Origin of the sequence: Lactiplantibacillus songbeiensis, assembly GCF_005405125.1 — a bacterium.
Classification (GTDB): domain Bacteria; phylum Bacillota; class Bacilli; order Lactobacillales; family Lactobacillaceae; genus Lactiplantibacillus; species Lactiplantibacillus songbeiensis.
Window position 1 is genome coordinate 25704 of record NZ_BJDL01000003.1, and the last position, 21719, is coordinate 47422.

General features: G+C 44.8%; 14 protein-coding genes. 13 read left to right on the plus strand and 1 reads right to left on the minus strand.

From position 1 onward, the window contains the following. Positions 1–169: 169 nt before the first annotated feature. The 13 genes from FFM77_RS00855 (at position 170) to FFM77_RS00915 (ending at position 18226) form a co-directional block, all read left to right on the plus strand. Positions 170–1324: an ROK family protein gene (locus tag FFM77_RS00855; RefSeq protein ID WP_137633863.1), complete on the plus strand. Its 1155-nt coding sequence runs from the start codon at positions 170–172 to the stop codon at positions 1322–1324. Positions 1325–1958: 634 nt separating this feature from the next. Beyond that, positions 1959–3032, plus strand: coding sequence for an AI-2E family transporter (locus FFM77_RS00860; protein WP_171001526.1), 1074 nt, complete (start codon positions 1959–1961; stop codon positions 3030–3032). A gap of 75 nt (positions 3033–3107) precedes the next feature. Further along, on the plus strand, positions 3108–3800 hold the full coding sequence (locus FFM77_RS00865) for a 2,3-diphosphoglycerate-dependent phosphoglycerate mutase (protein ID WP_137607661.1): 693 nt from the start codon (positions 3108–3110) through the stop codon (positions 3798–3800). Positions 3801–4001: 201 nt separating this feature from the next. Continuing rightward, positions 4002–4217: a hypothetical protein gene (locus FFM77_RS00870; RefSeq protein WP_137633865.1), complete on the plus strand. Its 216-nt coding sequence runs from the start codon at positions 4002–4004 to the stop codon at positions 4215–4217. Between the two features lie 129 nt (positions 4218–4346). Continuing rightward, positions 4347–4592, plus strand: a complete 246-nt coding sequence (locus FFM77_RS00875) for a hypothetical protein (RefSeq protein ID WP_137633866.1) — start codon at positions 4347–4349, stop codon at positions 4590–4592. Positions 4593–4862: 270 nt separating this feature from the next. Then, positions 4863–6323 (plus strand): MDR family MFS transporter, encoded by a 1461-nt coding sequence (locus FFM77_RS00880; protein WP_137633867.1) that lies wholly within the window; start codon positions 4863–4865, stop codon positions 6321–6323. A gap of 911 nt (positions 6324–7234) precedes the next feature. Then, entirely contained in the window at positions 7235–9772 is a 2538-nt protein-coding gene (locus tag FFM77_RS00885; protein WP_137633868.1) for an AAA family ATPase, read from the plus strand. Positions 9773–10458: 686 nt separating this feature from the next. Then, complete coding sequence (locus tag FFM77_RS00890) at positions 10459–10791, plus strand: hypothetical protein (RefSeq protein WP_137633869.1); 333 nt, start codon at positions 10459–10461, stop codon at positions 10789–10791. Between the two features lie 380 nt (positions 10792–11171). Beyond that, positions 11172–13574, plus strand: coding sequence for a phosphoenolpyruvate synthase (gene ppsA / locus FFM77_RS00895; RefSeq protein WP_137633870.1), 2403 nt, complete (start codon positions 11172–11174; stop codon positions 13572–13574). Positions 13575–14298: 724 nt separating this feature from the next. Continuing rightward, entirely contained in the window at positions 14299–15063 is a 765-nt protein-coding gene (locus FFM77_RS00900) for a WxL domain-containing protein (RefSeq protein WP_137633871.1), read from the plus strand. A 90-nt stretch (positions 15064–15153) separates the two neighbouring features. After that, entirely contained in the window at positions 15154–16209 is a 1056-nt protein-coding gene (locus FFM77_RS00905; protein WP_137633872.1) for a WxLIP family cell surface protein, read from the plus strand. 26 nt (positions 16210–16235) lie between these two features. Continuing rightward, positions 16236–16655: a hypothetical protein gene (locus FFM77_RS00910; RefSeq protein ID WP_137633873.1), complete on the plus strand. Its 420-nt coding sequence runs from the start codon at positions 16236–16238 to the stop codon at positions 16653–16655. Further along, entirely contained in the window at positions 16652–18226 is a 1575-nt protein-coding gene (locus FFM77_RS00915; RefSeq protein WP_137633874.1) for a hypothetical protein, read from the plus strand. The genes FFM77_RS00910 and FFM77_RS00915 overlap by 4 nt, the downstream gene beginning before the upstream one ends. A gap of 117 nt (positions 18227–18343) precedes the next feature. Here the strand turns inward: FFM77_RS00915 and FFM77_RS00920 are convergent, their stop codons facing one another. Beyond that, positions 18344–21415: a hypothetical protein gene (locus FFM77_RS00920; RefSeq protein ID WP_137633875.1), complete on the minus strand. Its 3072-nt coding sequence runs from the start codon at positions 21413–21415 to the stop codon at positions 18344–18346. Positions 21416–21719: the final 304 nt, after the last annotated feature.

Sequence of the window (21719 nt, forward strand, 5' to 3'; positions counted from 1 at the left end):
TTGTGTACTATTTCAGTTTGATGCTTTAGAATATTAACAGACTAGGGGGTTAAGGTGAACGTAAGTCTTATTGGATGCATGGCAGCGCCAGAAGGACTTTTGAGTAACATGGACTTCGGCATTTAAAAGGGCTATTCAATAAAACTTAGGTGGACACCGAAATGTAAGTATGATTATTAATAAACATGTCATGCGCAGTACCAACGAGAAACAGGTCCTTCAACAAGTGATTAATGAAGGTCCAATTAGTCGTAGTCAAATTTCACGTAACTTAAGTTTGAATAAAGTGACGGTTTCTGATATTTACAATCAACTGCTGCGGGCACAGTATATCAAGGAAATTGGTTGTGGTGTTAGTACCAAGAATGGTGGCCGTAAGCCAGTCATGGCGGAATTAAACGTCAATTACGGCTTTGTGGCTAGCATTGATTTATCGGAAACGGCTGTCAAACTAATGTATTCACGTTTCAATGGCAAGATTCTGCATTTCCAAAGCTTTAAGACGGCGGATATGACGCTGACCGATGTGATTGATTTGATTGAAGATCAGTTACGCAACGTTGACGATTATGGCACGGTTCACGGCTTGATGGGGGTCGCAATTGCCTTGGACGGTATCATTTATGAAAATAAAATTTTAAAGACGCCAATTAAATGTTTAGCACATTTTGATTTGGCAAAGTATTTACGTGACAAACTGCGGATACCAGTTATGTTGGAGAAAAAGGCCAACTTAACGGCCGTCTTCGAACGGGATTTCCACGACAATGAGATCTTCGATAATGTGGTCTCGGTAGTTGTTCGTGACGAGATTCACGCCGGAATTGTGGCAGATTCACGGTTGTACTCCGGGCATGAAGGTGAAGCTGGTGAAGTTGGGACGGCTTTACTGGAAGACCGGAAGCTCGAAAATCATATGGAATCTGCCAACGACTATGCGTCTGAAAAAGCGCTCTGGGCGAAATTAAAGGCGATTAAACATGTCGACCGGTTAGATTTGACAGCGGTTAAGCATGATTATATCAACCACAATCCCGAAGTCACCCAAGTCTTTGACGATTTCGTTTACTACTTGTCAAAGGTAGTTGCGAACGTGTCAACGGCCTTTGCACCGGATGTGGTTGTCTTGAACACCAGCGTGCTGGAAATCTTGCCACAACTGTTGACGGATATCCGCAACATGACGGCTAAGGTGTCCTCACCAAGCCGGCAAGTGCCAATCATTGCCACTAAGAACGTGCAATCAGCGGCGTTGTTAGGTGGGGCTTCGGAAATCATTCATCAAGCATTGGGTCTCGAAAGCTTGAAGATGCATTTTTCCTAAATAGTTAAAGTATGAAAACTAACGTGTCGGTAACTTTGGGTTGACCCATTGTTACTGACACGTTTTTGTTGTGTCGTCTCCGCTGACCAGAAATTTAACGCGGTGGGGCGGACCTGACAGCCACAGTGCGGTCTGTCAGGCGCCTTTAAGCCTAGAACCCGAGGCCCAGCCACTAAACCGGGAAAAGCACCGGCTTAGTGGCTCGTCACGGCGTTAATTTCTGGCCAGCTCCGACTGGGTTAACGATTAGTTGGATGAGCTAGGCAGGACGACATGGGTTAATTTTGAAATTAACTTAGTCTTCAATAGAGCTGGGTGTTTTAGAAATTAAATGTCTAGCTAAAAATATACATAAGCAAGTTAACGCCGGGCGGGTCAGAATTGGCTCAGTGGTGTCGTTTGACTTAGTCGGTGATTTTCCGGCTTAGTCAAAGCCCGGCTTTTGAGACCGCCTTGTGGCTCAAAAACGCGGCCACCACGTTCCAGACAATTCTGACCCAACCAGAGTGGTAACTTCCACCAGCTTTCATGAAAACAAACCAATAGAAAGTCAAAATAAGCATCACAGTTTCATATTTTTTTAAACCGTTTTCAGTTACAATGAAAGGGAGCGCTTTAAAGGGAGTTGAATGTTTTGGAACTTTGGTCACACTTTGTTCATAACGTCCGGTTGCGGCGGGCCAGTGTGTTGGCTTTAATTGTGGTGATTTTGTATTTCGCAGCTAGCATGATGAGTATCATTTTGTTAACGTTTATTTTCACTTTCTTGGTGACGCGGTTGGTGCGCTGGATTCAAAAGCATGTGCCGGTACCGAGCGTGTTAATTGTGATCACCGTGTACGCGTTAGTGGTGCTGGGGATGTACTTTGCGGTGACGGCTTATTTGCCGCAGTTGATTAAGCAGACACTCATGACCTTTCAATCGGTCTACGAGTTTTATCAGAATCCTTCGAATGATACGAATGAATTATTACGTTGGGTGACCTCATATTTTCAGGAATCCGATATCATTAAGCAAGTGAAAACGGGGATTTCAGTGGTGTTTAAGTATATTACTAATATTGGTAATATGGGGGTCACCTTCTTCTTGTCACTAGTTTTGAGCTTCTTCTTCACCGTTGAAGATCAACAGATGCACCGGTTCTCGCAACGCTTTTTAACGAGTACTTTCGGCTGGTTCTTTCAGGACGTTTATTTCTTCGCTAAGAAGTTCGTGAATAGTTTTGGGGTTGTCCTAGAAGCCCAGTTTATGATTGCGCTGGTTAACACCGTGATTACACTGATTTTTATGGCATTTTTGCATATGCCACAGTTAATTAGCTTAGGCTTGATGATTTTTCTACTGAGCCTAATTCCGGTGGCTGGGGTGATTATTTCGCTAATTCCATTGAGCTTAATTGCGTATTCCGTTGGTGGCTTGAAGTATGTCGTTTACATGGTGATCATGATCGCGGTCGTGCATATGTTGGAAGCATACGTATTGAATCCGAAGTTCATGGCAAGCCGGACGGAAATTCCCGTCTTTTATACGTTTGTTGTTTTATTGGTCAGTGAACGACTCTTTGGTGTTTGGGGATTAATTGTCGGGGTGCCGATTTTTAACTTCATTTTAGACATTATCGGCGTGAAACCGGTTCACGGATTAAAACCGCAATTACATTTGAAAAAAAGTTTAAATTCACACCATGATTCTGCAAATAAACCCTGATAATATTTTGATTTTTCAGCGTTTCAGTGTAAAATGAATGAAGTAAATAATAAATGAAAGAGGTCATTAACTGCTATGGCAAAATTAGTATTGATTCGTCACGGTCAAAGTGAATGGAACCTGTCAAACCAATTTACGGGTTGGGTTGACGTTGATTTAAGTGAAAAGGGTGTTGAAGAAGCTAAGGCTGCTGGTAAGAAAGTTGCCGAAGCCGGCTTGAAGTTCGATTACGCCTTCACTTCAGTTTTGACTCGTGCCATCAAGACATTGCACTACGTTTTGGAAGAATCTGACCAACTTTGGATTCCTGAAACCAAGACTTGGCGCTTAAACGAACGTCATTATGGCGCTTTACAAGGTTTGAACAAGAAGGAAACCGCTGAAAAATACGGTGACGACCAAGTTCATATCTGGCGTCGTTCATACGACGTTTTACCTCCATTATTGAGTGCTGATGATGAAGGTTCAGCTGTTAACGATCGTCGTTATGCTGACTTAGACCCTAACATCGTCCCTGGTGGCGAAAACTTGAAGGTTACCTTGGAACGGGTTATGCCTTTCTGGGAAGACCAAATCGCCCCTAAGTTGCTTGATGGCAAGAACGTCATCATCGCAGCCCATGGTAACTCATTACGTGCCCTTTCAAAGTACATCGAACAAATCAGTGATGATGACATCATGAACCTTGAAATGGCTACTGGTGAACCAGTTGTTTATGACTTCGACGAAAAGTTGAACGTCTTAGGCAAAGAAAAGTTAGGCAAATAATCAGCTGATTATTTACTAGATTTTCAAGAAGCGCCCGCTTAGTGGGGGGCGCTTTTTTATGGCGCTAAAACCGGCTAAGTTGAGATAACTTAGGATGAGTTTGACAATTAATGACAATAAACGGCCGCTAGTGGACGCTAAATGGACACTGCCACTTTCAAGTTAGTTGATACGTTTTCTAAAAATCAAGGGGGACTTTACATGTATGATGAAGCAGAATTAGTAGAAGCCAAACGGCAAATTGATTCAACCTTGCATAAGATTCGTGAAGTTGTAAAGACTCTTGAGGTTAAGGAAAATCCATCACGGTATAAGTCGCAATTAACACTCGCCAAGCGCCGACTGAAAGCTTTTGGTATTGCGAATCAGTTAATTGAAGACAAGTTGGCTGAGTTGAAAGCAGATAGTGGTCACTAGCAATTAAGATTTAGCGGATTGTGAGTGGAGTGAAAAAGCTCCCCGTAATTCCCGTGGCACCCGTATAGGTGTAAAGTATAAGATTTGATTGGTTAAGACGAAGAGAAATTGATAGGGGTATTTGAATACATGAGTGAAACAGCAGCAAACGAAGTGACACAACGCGAAATGATCCGGATTATTGGGTTGTTCCGCAAGAACGGTTTTAAAGGCGAATACGTCAGTTTTCAACACGTCGTTGATGAAGGAGCTAGTTACTTTGTTGTGATGTCTGATGAAAACAACGGGACGCAGGGCTTGTTTAAAGCCGACTTGTTAGCTGGGACGATTGAATTCCAATATATGTTGGATGAAAATCATGAAGTAGCTAAGTAATCAGGTTAAAAATGGTTTTATAAAGAAGTGTCAATTACCTTTATTGGTGATTGACGCTTTTGTTATTTAAGAGATAAATAATTAAGTAATTTAGCCAGGTAAGCAGTACTTACGAACTCACTGTTGGTAATCCTAACATTCTGACAGCTACGGCGATTTTTTATTCACTCCTTGACGACATGGCTGGCTGCAACGTCTGTTAGCTAATTGTGTTAACATTATTATGTCGTTTTTATCAGACAGAATCAGGGAGCGGGAAAATTGAATCACATGAAAAAAACAAATGTTTTGGCAGTCACCATTGCCATCTACGTTGCTACTTTTATTAGCGCGGTCGAAGGTACTGTTGTTTCGACGGCTTTACCGACCATCGTGGGGGATCTCCGCGGGGTTAGTTTAATGAACTGGGTCTTTTCGATCTACTTATTAACGACTGCGATGGTTACGCCGATTTATGGAAAATTAGCTGATTTGCTTGGTCGGAAGCCAGTGATGCAAGTTGGACTAGGTATTTTTATTATTGGCTCGACGATGAGTGGGCTCGCTAGCACGATGCCCGTCTTGATTTTCTGGCGCGCGATTCAGGGTATCGGTGCCGGTGCGTTATTGCCAGTTTCGATGACAATTATTGCGGATATTTATTCTTATGAGAAACGCGCTCAAGTTCTGGGTATTAATAATTCAGCTTGGGGCATTGCCGCGGTATTGGCGCCTTTAATCGGTGGGGTGATTATTGATAAACTCAGTTGGCACTGGATCTTCTTTATTAATGTGCCAATCGGTCTCATTACCATGATCTTATTTCAGCTGTTTTTACATGAGCCTAAGCACGCGCAACATGAACAGATTGATTACTGGGGCAGTTTTTGGCTGATGCTTAGTTTGTTAAGCTTGATGCTCAGTTTTCAGAGTTTAGGTGGTCATCCAATCAAGTGGGGTGTGGTTCTTTCTGAATGGCTTGTGAGTGGTATCAGTCTTTGGTTGTTCATTCGTCAAGAAGGTCGCGCTGCTGATCCGGTTATTTCACTGGACCTATTTAAAAACCGCCCGTTCATTGGCCAAAATTTAATTGCGGGACTGATCAATGGGTATTTAATGGCGATCAGCGTTTATGTTCCAACTTGGGCGCAAGGCCTGTTAGGTGTTTCGGCATCATACGCTGGTTTTGCCTTGACACCGAATTCTGTATTTTGGGTTATCGGGTCAGTGGTGACAAGCTATTTGTTAGTCAAATGGACCCCGCGACGGATACTGTATTTTAGTTTGTGTTTTATTTTGGCTGCTGGTGTCTGGTTTGCGCTACTGCCAATGACGACCAGTTTTGGCTGGTTCTTTATGATTACTGCAATCGGTGGTTTTGGCTTCGGAATTACGATGACAACGACCACGGTAACGTCACAACATTTGGTGCCGGAAGAGGCTGTTGGGGTCGCGACATCATTTAATACGTTGAGCCGGACAATTGGTCAAACTTTGATGGTATCGATCTTTGGAATTGTTTTAAATGTTGGCATGCAAAATGGGTTAAGCCAACATGCGGGTGTTACGATGAGTATGATGAATAAATTGATCAATCCGAAGACAGCAAACCAATTACCCGCAAAGCTATTACCGACTTTGCGGCAAGTCTTATATAACGGCTTACACTGGGTCTATGTGATTGGGATTATCTTTGTATTACTGGCTTTCTTGATTAATTATTTAGATCACCATGATTGGCAACTTGATTAGATGTGTGATATTGGGACAACAGCTTTTGCTGCAAAAGATAGTGGGCTGTTAATATGATTGTCAGTACTTTGGTAAGACAGGTTCTTGGTCATTGGAGGAAGCAGCTGCGATGAAAAAACAGTTATATAAATTTGGTCGGGTCAGCACTATTTTTGAAACAACTATTTTGATGGCACTGATTGTGCAGCAGACAATGTATGACATGTTCTAGCCGGGATGATTGAATTTCAATATACGTTGGATGAAAATCATGAGGTAGCTAAGTGAATAGAACTAATTGAAGGGATAGCCGTGGCTGTCTCTTTTTTGGTACATATATAGTATTTAAAAGCTGGTATACTAAAAAATAAACTTAATATACGCCTGGTGCTAGGTGAACTTGCCGCCTGCCGGTTGGTTCCTAAAATGCTGGAACGCCATGGGTCATTTTGAAACCAAATAAGTCCGTGTACTTCTAATCAAGTTGATGCCATTTCTTATCTTCCAGTTTGTGTTTCAACAGTAAGTGGTTGCGACCGATGCAAAATAATCGAGCATCTGAGCGACTTATAAAGTGTTAATTATGATAATAATGATATTAGGCTTTTAAACGGCACTCAGTCATGGTATGATTAAACGCGTAGGCGTACCCATGGTCGGGTATGTTCGAAAATCCTGATAATTTACGTTATGAGGTAATGGAGTCTTTGGATTGCAAAATTCAAAGGCTCTTTTTTTGCGATTACATATATGGGGACTAGTTGTTAACGGTCTTGGTGACGGCGTTTTCTAGGCAACTTCTGTAAATAAATTTTGCCATTCCTATTGACTGTAACCAAACGGGACAGTTTATGATTAGAGTTGAACTTAATGTAGGTTTGTTTTCAAAATAATCTAGATTAGGTTAGGATTGAAATTAAAGGTGGCTAATTATGGTAACAAATGAAAAGCAAATTGAACATATTAGTGTACGGGGCGGTAACGTCCATAACTTAAAAAATATTAATGTTGATATTCCACTGAACCGGTTTGTGGCCATTTCAGGGCCTTCGGGATCAGGTAAAAGCTCGTTAGCGATGGGCATTTTGTATGCAGAAGGATCGCGGCGTTATCTAGAGGCACTCTCAACCTATACGCGCCGGCGCATCGGTCAAAGTAAACGGTCGCAAGTCCAGGAGGTCAAACATATTCCGTCCGCGATTGCCTTGCGTCAACGGCCGAGTGTTCCGTCAGAACGCTCAACCGTGGGGTCAATGAGTGAATTGTTCAACGTGGTGCGACTGATCTTTTCACGGTTAGGCTCAATGGTTTGTCCCAACGGGCATCGCCTGGCGCCTAGTCTCAAAGTGGCGCAATCGATGGATTTACCCGGTGGGGCTGACAGCAAGATGGGCTATGTGACGTGTCCAGAATGTGGCGTTGAATTTATGGCGAAGTCTGCGGAAGACTTTGCCTTCAATTCTGGTGGCGCTTGTCCAGAATGTCATGGGACCGGGAAAGTTCAGGAATTAGATGAAGCTAAGTTAATTGGCGATGAAAACTTGAGCCTGGCTGAAGGAGTCGTAGCATCGTGGCATTTACCTGGCCGGAACTTTATGCCAACTGTAGCGGAAACCCTGGGCGTGCGCATCAATGTTCCTTATAAAGATTTAACTGATCATGAAAAAGACATTGTGTTGAATGGCGCGAAGAAACAATATCCGGTTGACTTTCGAACTTCGACAGGTCGGGTCTTCCATACGGATAAAACATTGTATGAAAATGCCCATGCAGCGGTCTATGACTCACTTAAAACGGTTAAAAGTGAACGCGCGATTAACAAAGTGAACCAATTCTTCCACTTTTCAGTTTGCCCGACTTGTCATGGAACCCGCTTGAATCCAGAATTATTAACCCAATTAGTTGGCAGTAAGAATATTGCCGAAGTTGCGGATCTGACGCTTGGAACCTTGACTGATTGGCAAGCTGAAGCCCAAAAAGACTTGCCACAAGAAATGACCGCGATGGCGACCGTTTTATTTAAAAACTTAACGGATACGTTGCGGCCACTACTTGAGCTAGGTCTTGATTACTTAACGTTAGCGCGTAATGGAAATACCTTGTCGACTGGTGAATTACAACGACTCCAACTAGCCAAGACGATTCGGACAGAGACAACTGGCGTGTTGTATGTTTTAGATGAACCGTCAATTGGGTTACATCCTGACAACGTCAAAGGCTTGATTCGGATCTTTAGAGAATTGATTGCCCAAGGAAATTCGTTAGTGGTCGTTGATCATGAAGTCGACATCATTGAAGCCGCCGATTGGGTGATTGAGATTGGTCCGGGTTCTGGCGATGCTGGTGGAAATGTGATTGCTGAAGGCACGCCGCAATCGTTAGTCGGTAATCCCAAGTCGTTGATTGGCCCATATATTTCAGGCCAAGCGTCAATTATGCACGAAAAGGTGCCAACTGCTAAAAAGGCCAGTGAGTTGACGACTGAGTTTGAAGTGCAAGATTACTTTAATTTGCACGATGTTGCTGTTTCAATTCCAGGTAATGAAATCACGGCGGTGACCGGTTTTTCCGGTGCCGGGAAGACGAGTCTAATCTTAGACAGTCTAGTACCCGCGATCAAAGCGGTTAACGAAAAGGCGGCTTTGCCTAAACAAGTGAAGCGGCTAAAAACCCATTTAACCGATGTGGTTTCCGTCGATGCTAAGCCCATTGGTAAAAACACGCGGTCAACGATTGCAACTTACACGACAATCATGGATAATTTACGGCGGTTATTTGCGAGCTTACCAGCCGCCAAAGCTAAAAAGTACAGTCTGGCCTATTTTTCGTACAATAATAAGCAAGGCGCCTGTGAGCAATGCGGCGGGCTCGGGACGATTACGTTGGATATTCAATATTTGCCAGATATGGAAGAAGTCTGCCCTTACTGTCATGGGGCGCGTTATAAAGATGAGATTCAGCAGATTCGCTGGCATGGCTATAACATTGTTGATTTATTGAACTTATCCGTTCGTGAGGCGTTAGCTGTTTTTGAAACGGTGCCTAAGATTGAGAAACAGTTACAATTGCTGGATGAGATGGGGCTCGGCTATTTGCATTTAGGTGAAAGCACGCCGAGCTTGTCTGGTGGCGAAGCCCAACGGTTAAAGCTGATGAGTCATCTGAATAAACGTCAAAACAAAACGCTATTTATTTTTGATGAACCTTCTGTTGGCTTGCACCCCCAAGATGTCCAAACCTTGTTGGGTGTGATCAATAGTTTGAAGGCAAAAGGCGCCACAATCATTATTATCACCCATGATCTGGACTTGATGACCAATGCCGATTACTTAATCGACTTGGGACCTAAAGGCGGTCAAGCCGGTGGGCAATTAATGGCTAGTGGTGAACCTCAGCAATTGATTAAAACCGCTAAAAGTTTGACGTTGGATTACTTGAAGGCGCATTTCCAGAAGTTTGATTTAGTATAGAATGTTCAAGAAAAGGACCAGTGACCCCAATAGTGGTTGCTGGTCTTTTAGTCGTGGATTATATATTGGAAACGCTTGGTGCTAGTTAAACTTGTCGCCTGCCGGTTGGTTCCTAAAACGCTGGAACGCCATGGGCCAGTTTGAAGCCAAAGTGTGGTCTTCAAAACTGGCCTTGGCCTAAGTCCGAGCAGACCACTCGCACTAAGGCCAACGACACGGCTGAGCATTTTAGGAACCATAAATGGCCGAACTGAAAATAATCAATCGTTAACTTTTTAATAGCCGTTAGTTAACGGCGGGCGGGCCAGAATTGGCTCAGTGGTATCGTTTATCTTGGTCGGTGATTTTCCGACTTAGATAAAGCCCGGCTTTCGAGACCGTATTGTGGCTCGAAAACGCGGCCACCACGGTTCCAGCCGATTCTGGACCAACCAGAGTGGCAATTTAAACCAACTAGCACCAAGCGTATTAGTTCTTAGTGAATAGCATAAGTACAAAGGGATAGTTTTTGCTATCTCTTTTTTGAATTATCGCGTATGTAAATGAGTCATGATTTTTGAAACTAGCATTTTGTGGAATGCTTGAATTGCCTTTAGTAGCTAGTAAAAGTAGTCGGACTTTTTAAGAACCCGGCAGCAGTGTGCTATGATACTTAAGAAGTCAAAATTTAGGATGGTAAAGTAAAAATGTCAGAAGTAAAGAAACAGTTAGCCGCATTGTCAATGTACGAACGGGCGATTTTAATGTTCTGTTTGCACGCTTATTTCAGTAGCGGTAACTATACAAACAAGCTGCCACTAGGCGAGATGTTGCCAGACGTGGCCGCAATCTTTGATGTGAATCCTAGTGTCAACGTGTTTGCCAAGCTGGCAGCGCTACAGATGAGTGCGACTAATGATGCTCAAACGCTAGTTAACGTTTTTGAATCGATGACTTACGAAAAGGCCGGGCAACAATTAGTGACGGTGTTAAATAAGCAAGCGGATTTAAAAACCTTACTAAACACCGTTGACGACTAGCTGGGTTAATCACTTTTCATAACAAAAATTGCTGATTTTCAATTGCGATTGGTTGGCATGAGTAACGGCACCAAAATACGAATTTAGATTAGAAGGGATAGTTAAAGCTATCTCTTTTTTTGTTGGGTTGCCATAACTAAGCTACTGGCTTCTGGATGATACCGGCAATTCAAGATAATAAAGTGTCTTTGTAAACACCCGCTAAGGTCCTGTCACGGTTCCATGAGGCTTTAGAATAATTTAAACAAAAATGGTGAAATCAGCTTTACACTTTGTGCATCATTGAACTACAATGAAGTTGTAAATGAAAACGCTTTCACTTTTTGGAACAGCTTAACTTGACCTGAAGTTGATGTTAACAGTTACAGGGAGGTAATATCATGAGTAGTCGCGATACAGCAAATGTGTTATGGTTTAAAGATTTACATCGTGAAGATGTTAATTTAGTTGGTGGAAAGTCGTCATCATTAGGGGAAATGACGTCTTCAATGAAGGTGCCAGTGCCTTATGGCTTTGCCACCACTGCGCGGGCTTATCGGTACTTTATGAAAGCTACGGGCTTAAACGATAAAGTTAATGCTTTACTACAAGGCATTAAGGACTACGAAGATTCAGATGAACTACATACCACTTGTGAACAGATTCGGAACTTGATCGTTGGTGCCACGATGCCAACGGATCTCGCGAATGATATTCAAAAAGCCTATGTAGACTTAGCTGATAAGATGGGACAGTCCAATCCATTCGTTGCCATTCGGTCTTCAGCCACGGCGGAAGATCTACCGAACGCTTCGTTTGCCGGTCAACAGGAATCCTATCTCAACATTAAGGGTGCCGCTGACGTGGTTAACCGGGTACAACAGTGCTATTCATCGCTGTTTACGGATCGGGCAACGTACTATCGCCATAAGCAACAGTTCCCATATGAAAAAGTCGCGTTATCGGCTGCGGTTCAAATGATGGTCTTCTCTAAGGCATCGGGGATTATGTTCTCCGTTAACGTTGCCAATGGGGATGACACCAAGATTGTGATCGATGGCATTCGTGGTTTAGGCGAATACATCGTTTTAGGTAAAGTGACACCGAACCACTTTGTGATTGACAAAGGTTCGATGCAAATTGTTGAACGTAATATTGTGAAACAACCGGTTGAATTGATGCGGGTTGCTAACGGCGGGACGAAAGAGCAAGCGGTTCCTGCTGAATTACAAGAAAAACCGGTCTTGACCGATAGCCAAGTGTTAGAGTTAGCCGGTTACGCTAAAGAAATCGAAAAACATTATGGCTGTTACATGGATATGGAATACGCCTTGGATGTGAACACAAACCGGCTTTGGATCGTGCAAGCACGTCCAGAAACTGTTTGGTCACAGCGTAATAAAGCGAAGACCAGCACAACTGGAGATGATAACGTGGTCGCTGAAGCAGATGCTAAAGTTGTGGTTCGTGGGTTACCAGCTAGTCCTGGTTTAGCTAGTGGCGTGGTTCATGTCATTGATAATCCGAAAGACATCGATCAATTCAAGAAGGGTGAAGTCTTAGTTACCTTAATGACGTCACCAGACTGGGTACCGGCGATGAAGAAAGCCGCCGCCATTGTCACCAATAATGGTGGGATGACGTGTCACGCGGCGATTGTCTCACGGGAAATGCAGATTCCATGTATCGTTGGGACGGAAAGTCGGCACGTGGCGGCAACCGAAGTTTTGAAGACTGGCGATGTGGTTACGGTCGATGCGAAGAATGGGGTTGTCTATCAAGGCAAGGTTGAAAGCCTCTTGAAGAAGAACGCCCCAGCAACTGCTACGGCTGGTCAAGTTGTCGCGGCTGAAACCTTTGCGCCAACAGCTACTGGTGTGATGATGAATTTAGGCGATCCTGAGTTAGCGGAAAAGTATTCGACTTTGCCGGCTGATGGGATTGGGCTGATGCGTGAAGAATTCCTTTGGACCACGTACATTCACGAACATCCACTCTACTTGATCGAGCAAGGTCATCCTGAAAAAGTCGTTAATATGTTGGCTGAAGGTATCTCGAAGGTTGCCCGGGCGATGGCGCCACGGCCAGTCGTCTTACGGTTGTCAGACTTTAAGTCGAGTGAATATCGGAAGCTTAAAGGCGGCGAAAAGTATGAACCGCACGAATCCGCGGACTTATTAGGTTGGCGGGGGGCGTCCCGTTACTACGATCCGAAGTATATTAATGCGTTCAAGCTCGAATTGGGCGCCGTTAAGAAGGTTCGGAACGAATACGGCTTGAAGAACCTGAACGTCATGATTCCATTTGTACGGACGGTCGCTGAAGCACAACGGGTCACCGACATTATGGCCGGTGAAGGCTTAGTTCGGAATGCCGACTTCAAAGTTTACATGATGGCCGAAATTCCATCGAATATCATTTTGGCCGACAAGTTCAACCAGTTCATCGATGGGTACTCAATCGGGTCTAACGACTTGACGATGTTACTCTTGGGCTGTGATCGGAATAATGATCAAGTTGCTAGTCTCTTTGACGAACGGAACTTAGCTGTTAAACGGGCCATTCGCCACTTGATCAAGACCGCGCATAAAGATGGTAAGACCGTCTCAATCTGTGGGCAAGCACCATCTGAGTTCCCTGACTTCACGAACTTCTTGATTCAAAGCGGAATTGACTATGTTTCGGTTAACCCTGATATGGTCAAAGCTACGAAACGTAACGTCGCTCACTTTGAACAACGGATTATGTTGGACAAGGCGACGGGCCGCGGACTGCAAGATCCGACTGATTATGATTGGAAATAAAAGTAAGATTATAACTAACTAAAAAGCGGCTCCTGTCAAGATTCTAAACTTGAATCTGATGGGAGCCACTTTTTGTTGCTTGTTAAGCTTTAATCGAGCATTTTTAATCTCATCTATTCCTGGATTGGCTATCAATAAAAGTTAATAAAGTTGTCTAAAGTGGGTGAAGTCACTCATTTTAGGCAACTTTTTTTGATTTGAACCAATTAGCGGTTAATGGCGCAATAAAGCGACAATTAGATGGCAATATGCCACGCCAACGCTACTTACTCAGAAGTTTTAAATGATAAGCATTTATTTGATATTCAATTAGTAATTTCAGCTGACTAACTAATAAATAAAAATGGTTAAATCCGTTAAAAACAGTCGAATAAATAATATTTAAATAAAACTAATTATATTTATCTGTTTTATAATCGCTGATTTTACAGCAATACCGGTCCTAAAACGAATTGTTGACAATTATTATAACCTGATAACTTTACTTATTGACAGTTAGTAAATTCGTTATTCTTACATAACTATAATTATATATAAATATAAAAATCATGCTACAATGAGTGTCGTAAATGGTTGACCTAGGCAACAGAACAAGACTGGTAGCAATTATGGACGACTGTTTTTGATGTTGTAAGGCAATGTAACTAGTAGCGGTTCGCCTACTTACTTAACTGGCAACGTTGCCGAAAATTTGGGGATTTAAAGCAAAGGAGTGTTTTGTATCATGAATAAAAGCGTAAGTAGTTTAGTGTTAGTCGGGGCATTGGCATTGGGGAGCGTGCTACCATTAACGGCGCATGCAGAGAAAGTAACCGCAACGAGTGGTGAAACTACTAGTGACGTTACTTTTGAAGCGCCAGAAAATGTCGTTAATCCGGTTGATCCGAATAATCCAGGTACAACGGTGACTGATCCGGATGGTACCAAGGATCCTGGTGGTGCGACTGTCGATCCAACTGGGCCATTATCTTTCTTATATGTCTCACCAGCAATCAGTTTCGGGAGCCAAAAAGCGGTTTCAAGCAACACGCAGGATATTACTAATGCGGATAAACCAGGTCAAATTAAAGTTACGTCACAAAAATTCAATGGGACAGATGCTAATACTAACTTGGTCACTGAAGTTTCAGATACCCGTGGGACTAATGTTGGCTGGAATGTTCAAGTCAGCAGCACGCCATTAACACTAAAGGGTGCCACAGATGTTTTGAAAGGTGCCACGATTAACTTAGGTGCGAATGATACCGCTAAGAATACGGTTAATAACTCGGGCGATCCAACCGGGATTGATGGTCAAGATGCGGCGCTATCGACTAAAGATGGTAATGCGGCCACGATTTATACCGCTGCCAAAGATGCTGGGGCTGGCCAGACTGCCTTCCAGCTTTCACCAGATAACATTACCATGACTGGGATTGAAGCCAATGCCAAAACCGGGACTTATGAAGGCACTTTGACTTGGACTTTAAATGACACGCCAGTTGAATAAGTCATTTCGTGAAAAAAGGTGATCATCGCTAAAATGAGCGCCTTTTTCGCGCTACATAGTAAAAATAGGTTGTTCAAGGGGGAGTTCAAAATGCGTTTAGTTAAACGATTATCAGTATTTGGGTTAGTTTTACTGGCTGGGTTACTAAGTGGTTGGGGACACTTAGTCGGTCAAGCAGCCAATGTGACAAACAACGTTGGGTTTAGTGTGGCCGCTAAGTTACCGAAGAATCAGCTTAATAAGAAAAATTCATTTTACGATTTGAAGCTGAAGCCGGGGCAAACGGAAACGTTGAAAGCGACTATCTATAATTCAACGAATCGCGATATCCGCGTACGAATGGCAATTCATACGGCATGGACCAATTCAGCTGGGACGATTGATTATACGAACGTTCCAAAGTCATTTGACGCTTCTTTACAGACGCCGATGAGCAAGATTAGTCAGTTACAAGGCGCTAAGACAATTACGGTGGCAGCCGACAGTAAGCGGATTGTGACGACGAAAGTTAAGGTTCCGGAATCAGTGTCCAATGGTGTTATCTTAGGTGGCTGGTTCTTCAAACGGGTCGACCACAAAGTCACGAGTGCGGTTAAGGATGCGAATAATATTCGCAGTACCTATGCGTATGTCATCGGGATGAAGTACACCGTTGGCAAAGTACCAGCGCCTAACTTGGTGTTGGGCAAAGTGAATGCTGGGACTTATAACTATCATCGTGGCATTATTGTTAATCTGCGTAACCCAATGGCGGTGATTATCCCGAATTTGAAGATGGATACAACCGTTACGACGCAAAGCGATGGCAAAGTTGTGAAACATCTAAAGCAAAGTGATGTTCAGATGGCGCCCAATACCGTCTTTCATTATCCGATGCTAGTGGGTGAAACCAAGTTACAACCGGGTCGTTATCATCTGCATATGGTGGTTAAGAATAGTGCGCATCGTTGGGTCTTTGACCGGGACTTTACCGTTACCAAAGCCGCTGCCAAACAAGCCAATATGGCCGCTGGTGACCGCCAAAACATGAATGTTTGGTTATTAGTCGCTTTAGGAGCGTTAGGCATGTTGCTATTAGTCTTGCTAATTTGGCTGATTATTTACCTGGTTAAACGGCGGCGTCATGCCGATGAAGCGGAGGCTTAGTTAAACAAAAAGGGGGGGCGTTAACTTTGAGGAACCGTTTAAAATGGTGGGGATTCATTTTAGTTTTGATGTTAGGTGTTGTGGGACCGACTAAAATGGTCCGTGCCGTGACTACTCAGCAGACTCAAGTTGGGGTAACGATTACCAAATCCGATGCTGACGCCGATCAATTGCAGCAAAGTAATCATCAGATCCCTAGTGGCACACAAAATCAGTCAGCGGCAGATACAATCGGAACTTATAGCCAGGCGTCTAAGCCGGTAAATTGGTCGAAAGCCGTTCAAGCCGCTGCCGTTAACTTGCGCCAAGGCCGGTTACCACAAACGGCTGAAGTGAGTGCGGGGTTAATGGTCATGTTAGGCGGCTTGCTGCTAATCTGTTGGCTATTGGGGTTAGCCATTGTCTGGCAACGGCGACAATCACGAGAGGAGCGTGACAATCAATGACACATCAGTTAATTTGGCGTCGGTTAATTTTACTACTGGCCATCTTATTAGGTGTTGTTTGGGGGCATGCTCAAGTCGCAACTGCCGCAGCGTCTGGTACAACTGGTACCGCGAACTTTACACCTAGTCCGACTGGTACTCGGCTTAAAGCTTATGATGGTTACACGGTGGGGCCATATCTTGGCATTAGTAAGGTGACAGCTAATAATGTTCAAAATAACCGACTGACTAGATATACGACTCAAATTACAGTGACGCTGAGTTCCGGTGCTAATCAAATGGGCGGTTCAAATTATGACCTTGGTCAAGCCCATTTGGATGTTCTTGATGCACAGGGTAATTCGTTGTTATCGTCTACTAGTACTGCCGCTAAGATTTCTGGCATGATTGCGACGTTTACGCCAACGACACAAGTCTTAAAGGTTGACCTTTCCAAATTAGGGACGGCTGATTTGAAAGCACCAATCTTTGTCGGGGCTTCGTTTACCCCGAAAAATTCAACAATTACAGGTGATCCTATGTGGATGGCATATGGGTTTGGTGAATTCAAAAAAGATGATGTAACTACTAATAACATGAAAGATGTCACTATTAATGAGCCCGTTCAGATCAATGATCAAACGATTACTGGTACGGCTGATCCGGGTGCCCGTGTGTCAGTTAGCTTGAACGGCAAATCATTTGAAGCGACAGCGGATACTGATGGTAAATATACCTTATCTTTAGGCTTGCCGTTGTCCTTACTAGGAAACCCGGACTCGATAACCGTCTATGAAGGTAATGATATGGGTGATACGAAGACAGCAACGGCCAAAGTGCTCAAATCGGTACCCGTGTTGGATGCAACTTCAAAAGAGTTGACGATTACGCCAGCCGATGCTGAAAACTTAAGCTCAGATGATGACGTCTTGAAATGGATTGTCGATAAAGCGGGGATAGAAGTTAAGGACTCGTCGACGGCTGTTACTGATGACAAAGCGACCTATAGTTCAACGGATAGCGATTTAGCTCAAAAATTAACAGCTTTAGCCAGTGGTGATAGTACCACGATTGATGTCGGCGCAACCAGCAACGGTGTTAAAGCACCGACAGACTTGTCAATCAAGATTACCAAAGGGGCCGGTGAACTTAAATTCACTACGGTCAGTGATAAGTTGAGTTACGGTGATTTACAGGTGCCAAATACGACGACTTTATTCGCCCCAACGAGTGCCCCAGATGTTGAAATCTCAGATACGCGGATGGCTGGATCGCCGTGGCGGGTCACCGCTTCGGCAGATATTCCAGTTGATACGGCAGATGCCAAGCATACCTTAAGCGGGCAACTGATGTACGTTGATGCCAGTGGTCAAGCCAAGTCCTTAGCAACTAGTCAGACGGTTGCGACCGGTACCCGGGCAAAGGGTGGCGATAAGGTCAATGTCACTGACGGCTGGGAAACACAGGCCGATAAGCCATCTGGTGTTGGTAAAACGGGTATTTACCTTCAAGCTAAACCAAATATTTACACTGGTAGTGGCGCTGCTAGCTACAGTGGCACGGTGACTTGGGGACTGATCGATGCACCTTAACTTGAAATTATTTAGCGCTAAAGTGTGCTGATAAGCATAAAACAGCTCCTAATTTAGCAGGTTTAAAATCTGCTAAATGAGGAGCTGTTTCGTTTACCTTCCATTAATGAAGCAGTTTTAAGCGTGTCGATGGAAGCTGTAACTGCCTAACAACAAGCAAAGCAAGAAGCTAACGAGGCCAATCATCACTAAATCAATGGCTGGATGGTCGTTAGTTTGTGGCAACCGATTGCTAGGAATCGCGTTGGCCGGTGTGCCAGTAGCAGCTGGTGCATTGGTCGTGGTATCATTCGTCACAGTTGGCGCCGTTTGTGAACTTGGCTGGCTAGTGACGGGTGTCGCCGTTGCTGGAATCGGTGTCGTTGGTGTTGCGATGCTTGGCTTAAATGGTGCGACGGCTGGCTTCTCAGCACTTGGCTTAACTGGTTTAGCAGCACTTGGCCGACTGGGCTTAGTCACGCTCGGCTTATTCGGTTTGGTGACACTAGGTTTTTTATCTGGTGTGGCCGGATGAGTTGGGGTGGTTGTTGCTGGATGTTCAGGTTCAGGCTTGCCAGGAGTTTCCGGTGCCGGAACGCTAGGTTGTTCTGGCTGTGGGGTTCCTGGTTGCGGCTGGCTAGGTGTACCTGGTTCAGTTGTCCCTGGTTCGCTAGGCACTTCGTCGCTTTCGTCACGATCAACCGTGGCATGCGCTGAACCGCCGTTACCGTTGTCATCTTCATAGATGGCCGCGTTAGCGAAGCTGTCATTGCCGCTGGCGGCTAACGTCTGATAGGTTAACGTGAAGTCATGAGTAAGCTTGCCAGTAATCGTAAAGACGAGCTGGTGACCCACGACCGTCACTTTAACGGGCAATATTTTGCCGGTGCTGTCTATCACCTTGGCACTGCCGTCGACATAAGTTAAGTCCGCGCTACTGTCATCAGTGATCTTAGGATTCAGCAAGTCGTTGCCATTGGCGGCAATCTTGATTGTCCAGTCAATCTTGGTGAAAGTGCCCGGATCAGCCCAAGTGGCATTTTTGGTCATCCCAATATCTTTGGTAACTGGTTGTTCGGGTTCAACTGGCAACTCATCGCGGTCAATCGAGGCTTCCGCTGACGCATTGTTGTCAGCTTCGTCTTGATAGATGGCGGCGTTGTCAAAGATAGTGGCACCCGTTGGTTTGGTCGTTTGCGTTTGATAGGTCAAATGCAAGTTTTCCGTAAACGTGCCGCTTAACTTAAAGGTCAGCTCGGAGCCCTTCACGGTAACCGTCAGTGGAATACTGGTTCCGCTGGCAGTGGATGCCTTAGCACTGCCGTCAACAAACGTTTGATTATTGGTAAATTCATCAATAATCTCCGGGTTAACGAGCTTATTCCCATTGGCCGCTACTTCCAGGCCCCAATTGATCTTGGTCTGATCGTTTGGGTCAGTCCAAGCGGCGAGCTTTGTCATCGCAATCGGCTTGACGGTTTCGTCAGGACCATTGGGTTCATCAACTGGGCCTTCACGATCGAGGGCCGCTTGTGCTGTGGCCGTATTGCCATTGTCGTCGTGGTAAACGGCACTGTTTTCAAACGTTTCATCACCCGTCGCATTGTCGGTCGTGGTCTGATAGCTGACTTTTAAAGCCGTAGTATAAGTACCCGTGACTTTGAACGTGACGACTTTGCCATTGGTCTCAACGGTGAATGGTACCGCGGTCCCCGTCGTATCGGTGATCTTAGCACTGCCGCTGAGATAGCTATGGTTGGGACTTAACGTGTCGACAATGACGGGATTGGCCAGCTTTTGGTCGTTAGGTTCAACGACTAAGTGCCAGTCAATCTTAGTGAATTTACCAGGATCAGCCCAAGTGGCGGTCTTTGTCATGTCAATGGGTTCGGTTGCGCCCGGCTTTTCGGGTTCGGTCGGTTCAGTGGTCCGGTCGATTTCAGCCTGCGCGGTGGCGGAATTCTGATTGTCGTCACTGTAGTAGGCGACGTTATCAAAGGTTTCGGTGCCGCTTGGCTGATCACTTTCCGTCTGATACGTGACGTGTAGGTCAGAATCAAACGTTCCAGTGACCTTGAACTCGACTTCGGTCCCGTTAGTCGAAGCGCTGACTGTTGCAGCTTTGCCAGCGCTGTCGGTGACACGAACACTGCCATCAACGTAACTCTGGTTGGCGCTTAGCTTATCAACAATGACCGGATTGACTAATTTATGCTTGTTCGCTGAAATCGCCAATGCCCAGTTGATCTTAGTGAATGTCCCAGGATCAGCCCACGCAACGGATTTCTGCATGGTAATCGGTTCCGTTGGGGTGGGTTCAGGTTCTTTCAGCGTACGATCGATGCTAGCGTTCGCGGAAGCATTGTGGCCGTTGTCGTCATGATAAACGGCCGCATTCGTAAAGGTTTCTAAGCTACGCGATCGTGCTGGGTACGGCGTGCTGGGCGTCGTTTGATAGGTGATCTTAAAACTACGCTTGACGGTGGTCCGCAGATGAAACGAGAGGCTGGAACCGTTGTTCACGGTCGCCACCGGTAACGTCTGCCCAAGTGAATCGGTCGCCCGCGTGCTTTGTGGCACGAAGCTTTGGTTATCGCTGAGCTGGTCGTCGATAACTGGATTATCTAACGTATTACCGTTAGCGTTGACCCGAATCGTCCAATTTAGTTTAGTTGGATTAGTTGGATCGACCCAGCTGACACCTTTAGTCATGGAAATGGGTTTCGTGGGCGTTGGGGTCGGCGTTGGTTCTGGTGGGGTCTCAGGGGCAGCCCCAATGACGCCAATCCGAATGAAGCCGCTACGTTGTGACATACTTTGTAGCCGACTATTTAACGTAATCAGCCCCACATGTGACCCGGACTTGATACTCGTGACCCCGCAGACGCCGATATTGCCGGAACCCGCGAGATCAAAGGAACGATCACCCACGACTTCCACATTAGCTGGTACGTAGAAGTGGACGGTATCACCGCTTTGAATCCGAATGGTATTTGAAATCTTCCAGTTATAGTTAATTGTATATTCCTTATCTGGCGATAGCGTGGCGCTGTGTGAGACGACTCTACCGCGAGCGTCCTTGATGACACAGCTATTGGCATCCAGACCAGAAGCCGCCACTTCTTTGGCTTGACTAATCAGTGGTGGACTTAAAATCATGATGATTAGACCCGTAACCGCTAACAAAAGGTATTGCCAAAACTTCCGCATCGTTACTCCCTCCAATCAATGCCGATTGTCTAACCCTAAGCGCAGTTCGTGCACTTAGTAACTTTAATCTAGCACGGGTCGCGGACGGTTAAGTCGATGAGGGATTATTTGGATAGCTTGCAAACTGGTGATTTTGGGGGTAACGATTAGTGGATATAAATCATTAATTAGTGGGGGATTGTTAACGTTGTGAGTGATGATGGTTTTTGACTAGGCTTGGTTTAAAATGGTTATTTTAAAAATTAACTATTTTAATACCTTGGTGTTAGTTGAAATTACCGCCTGCCGGTTGGTTCCTAAAACG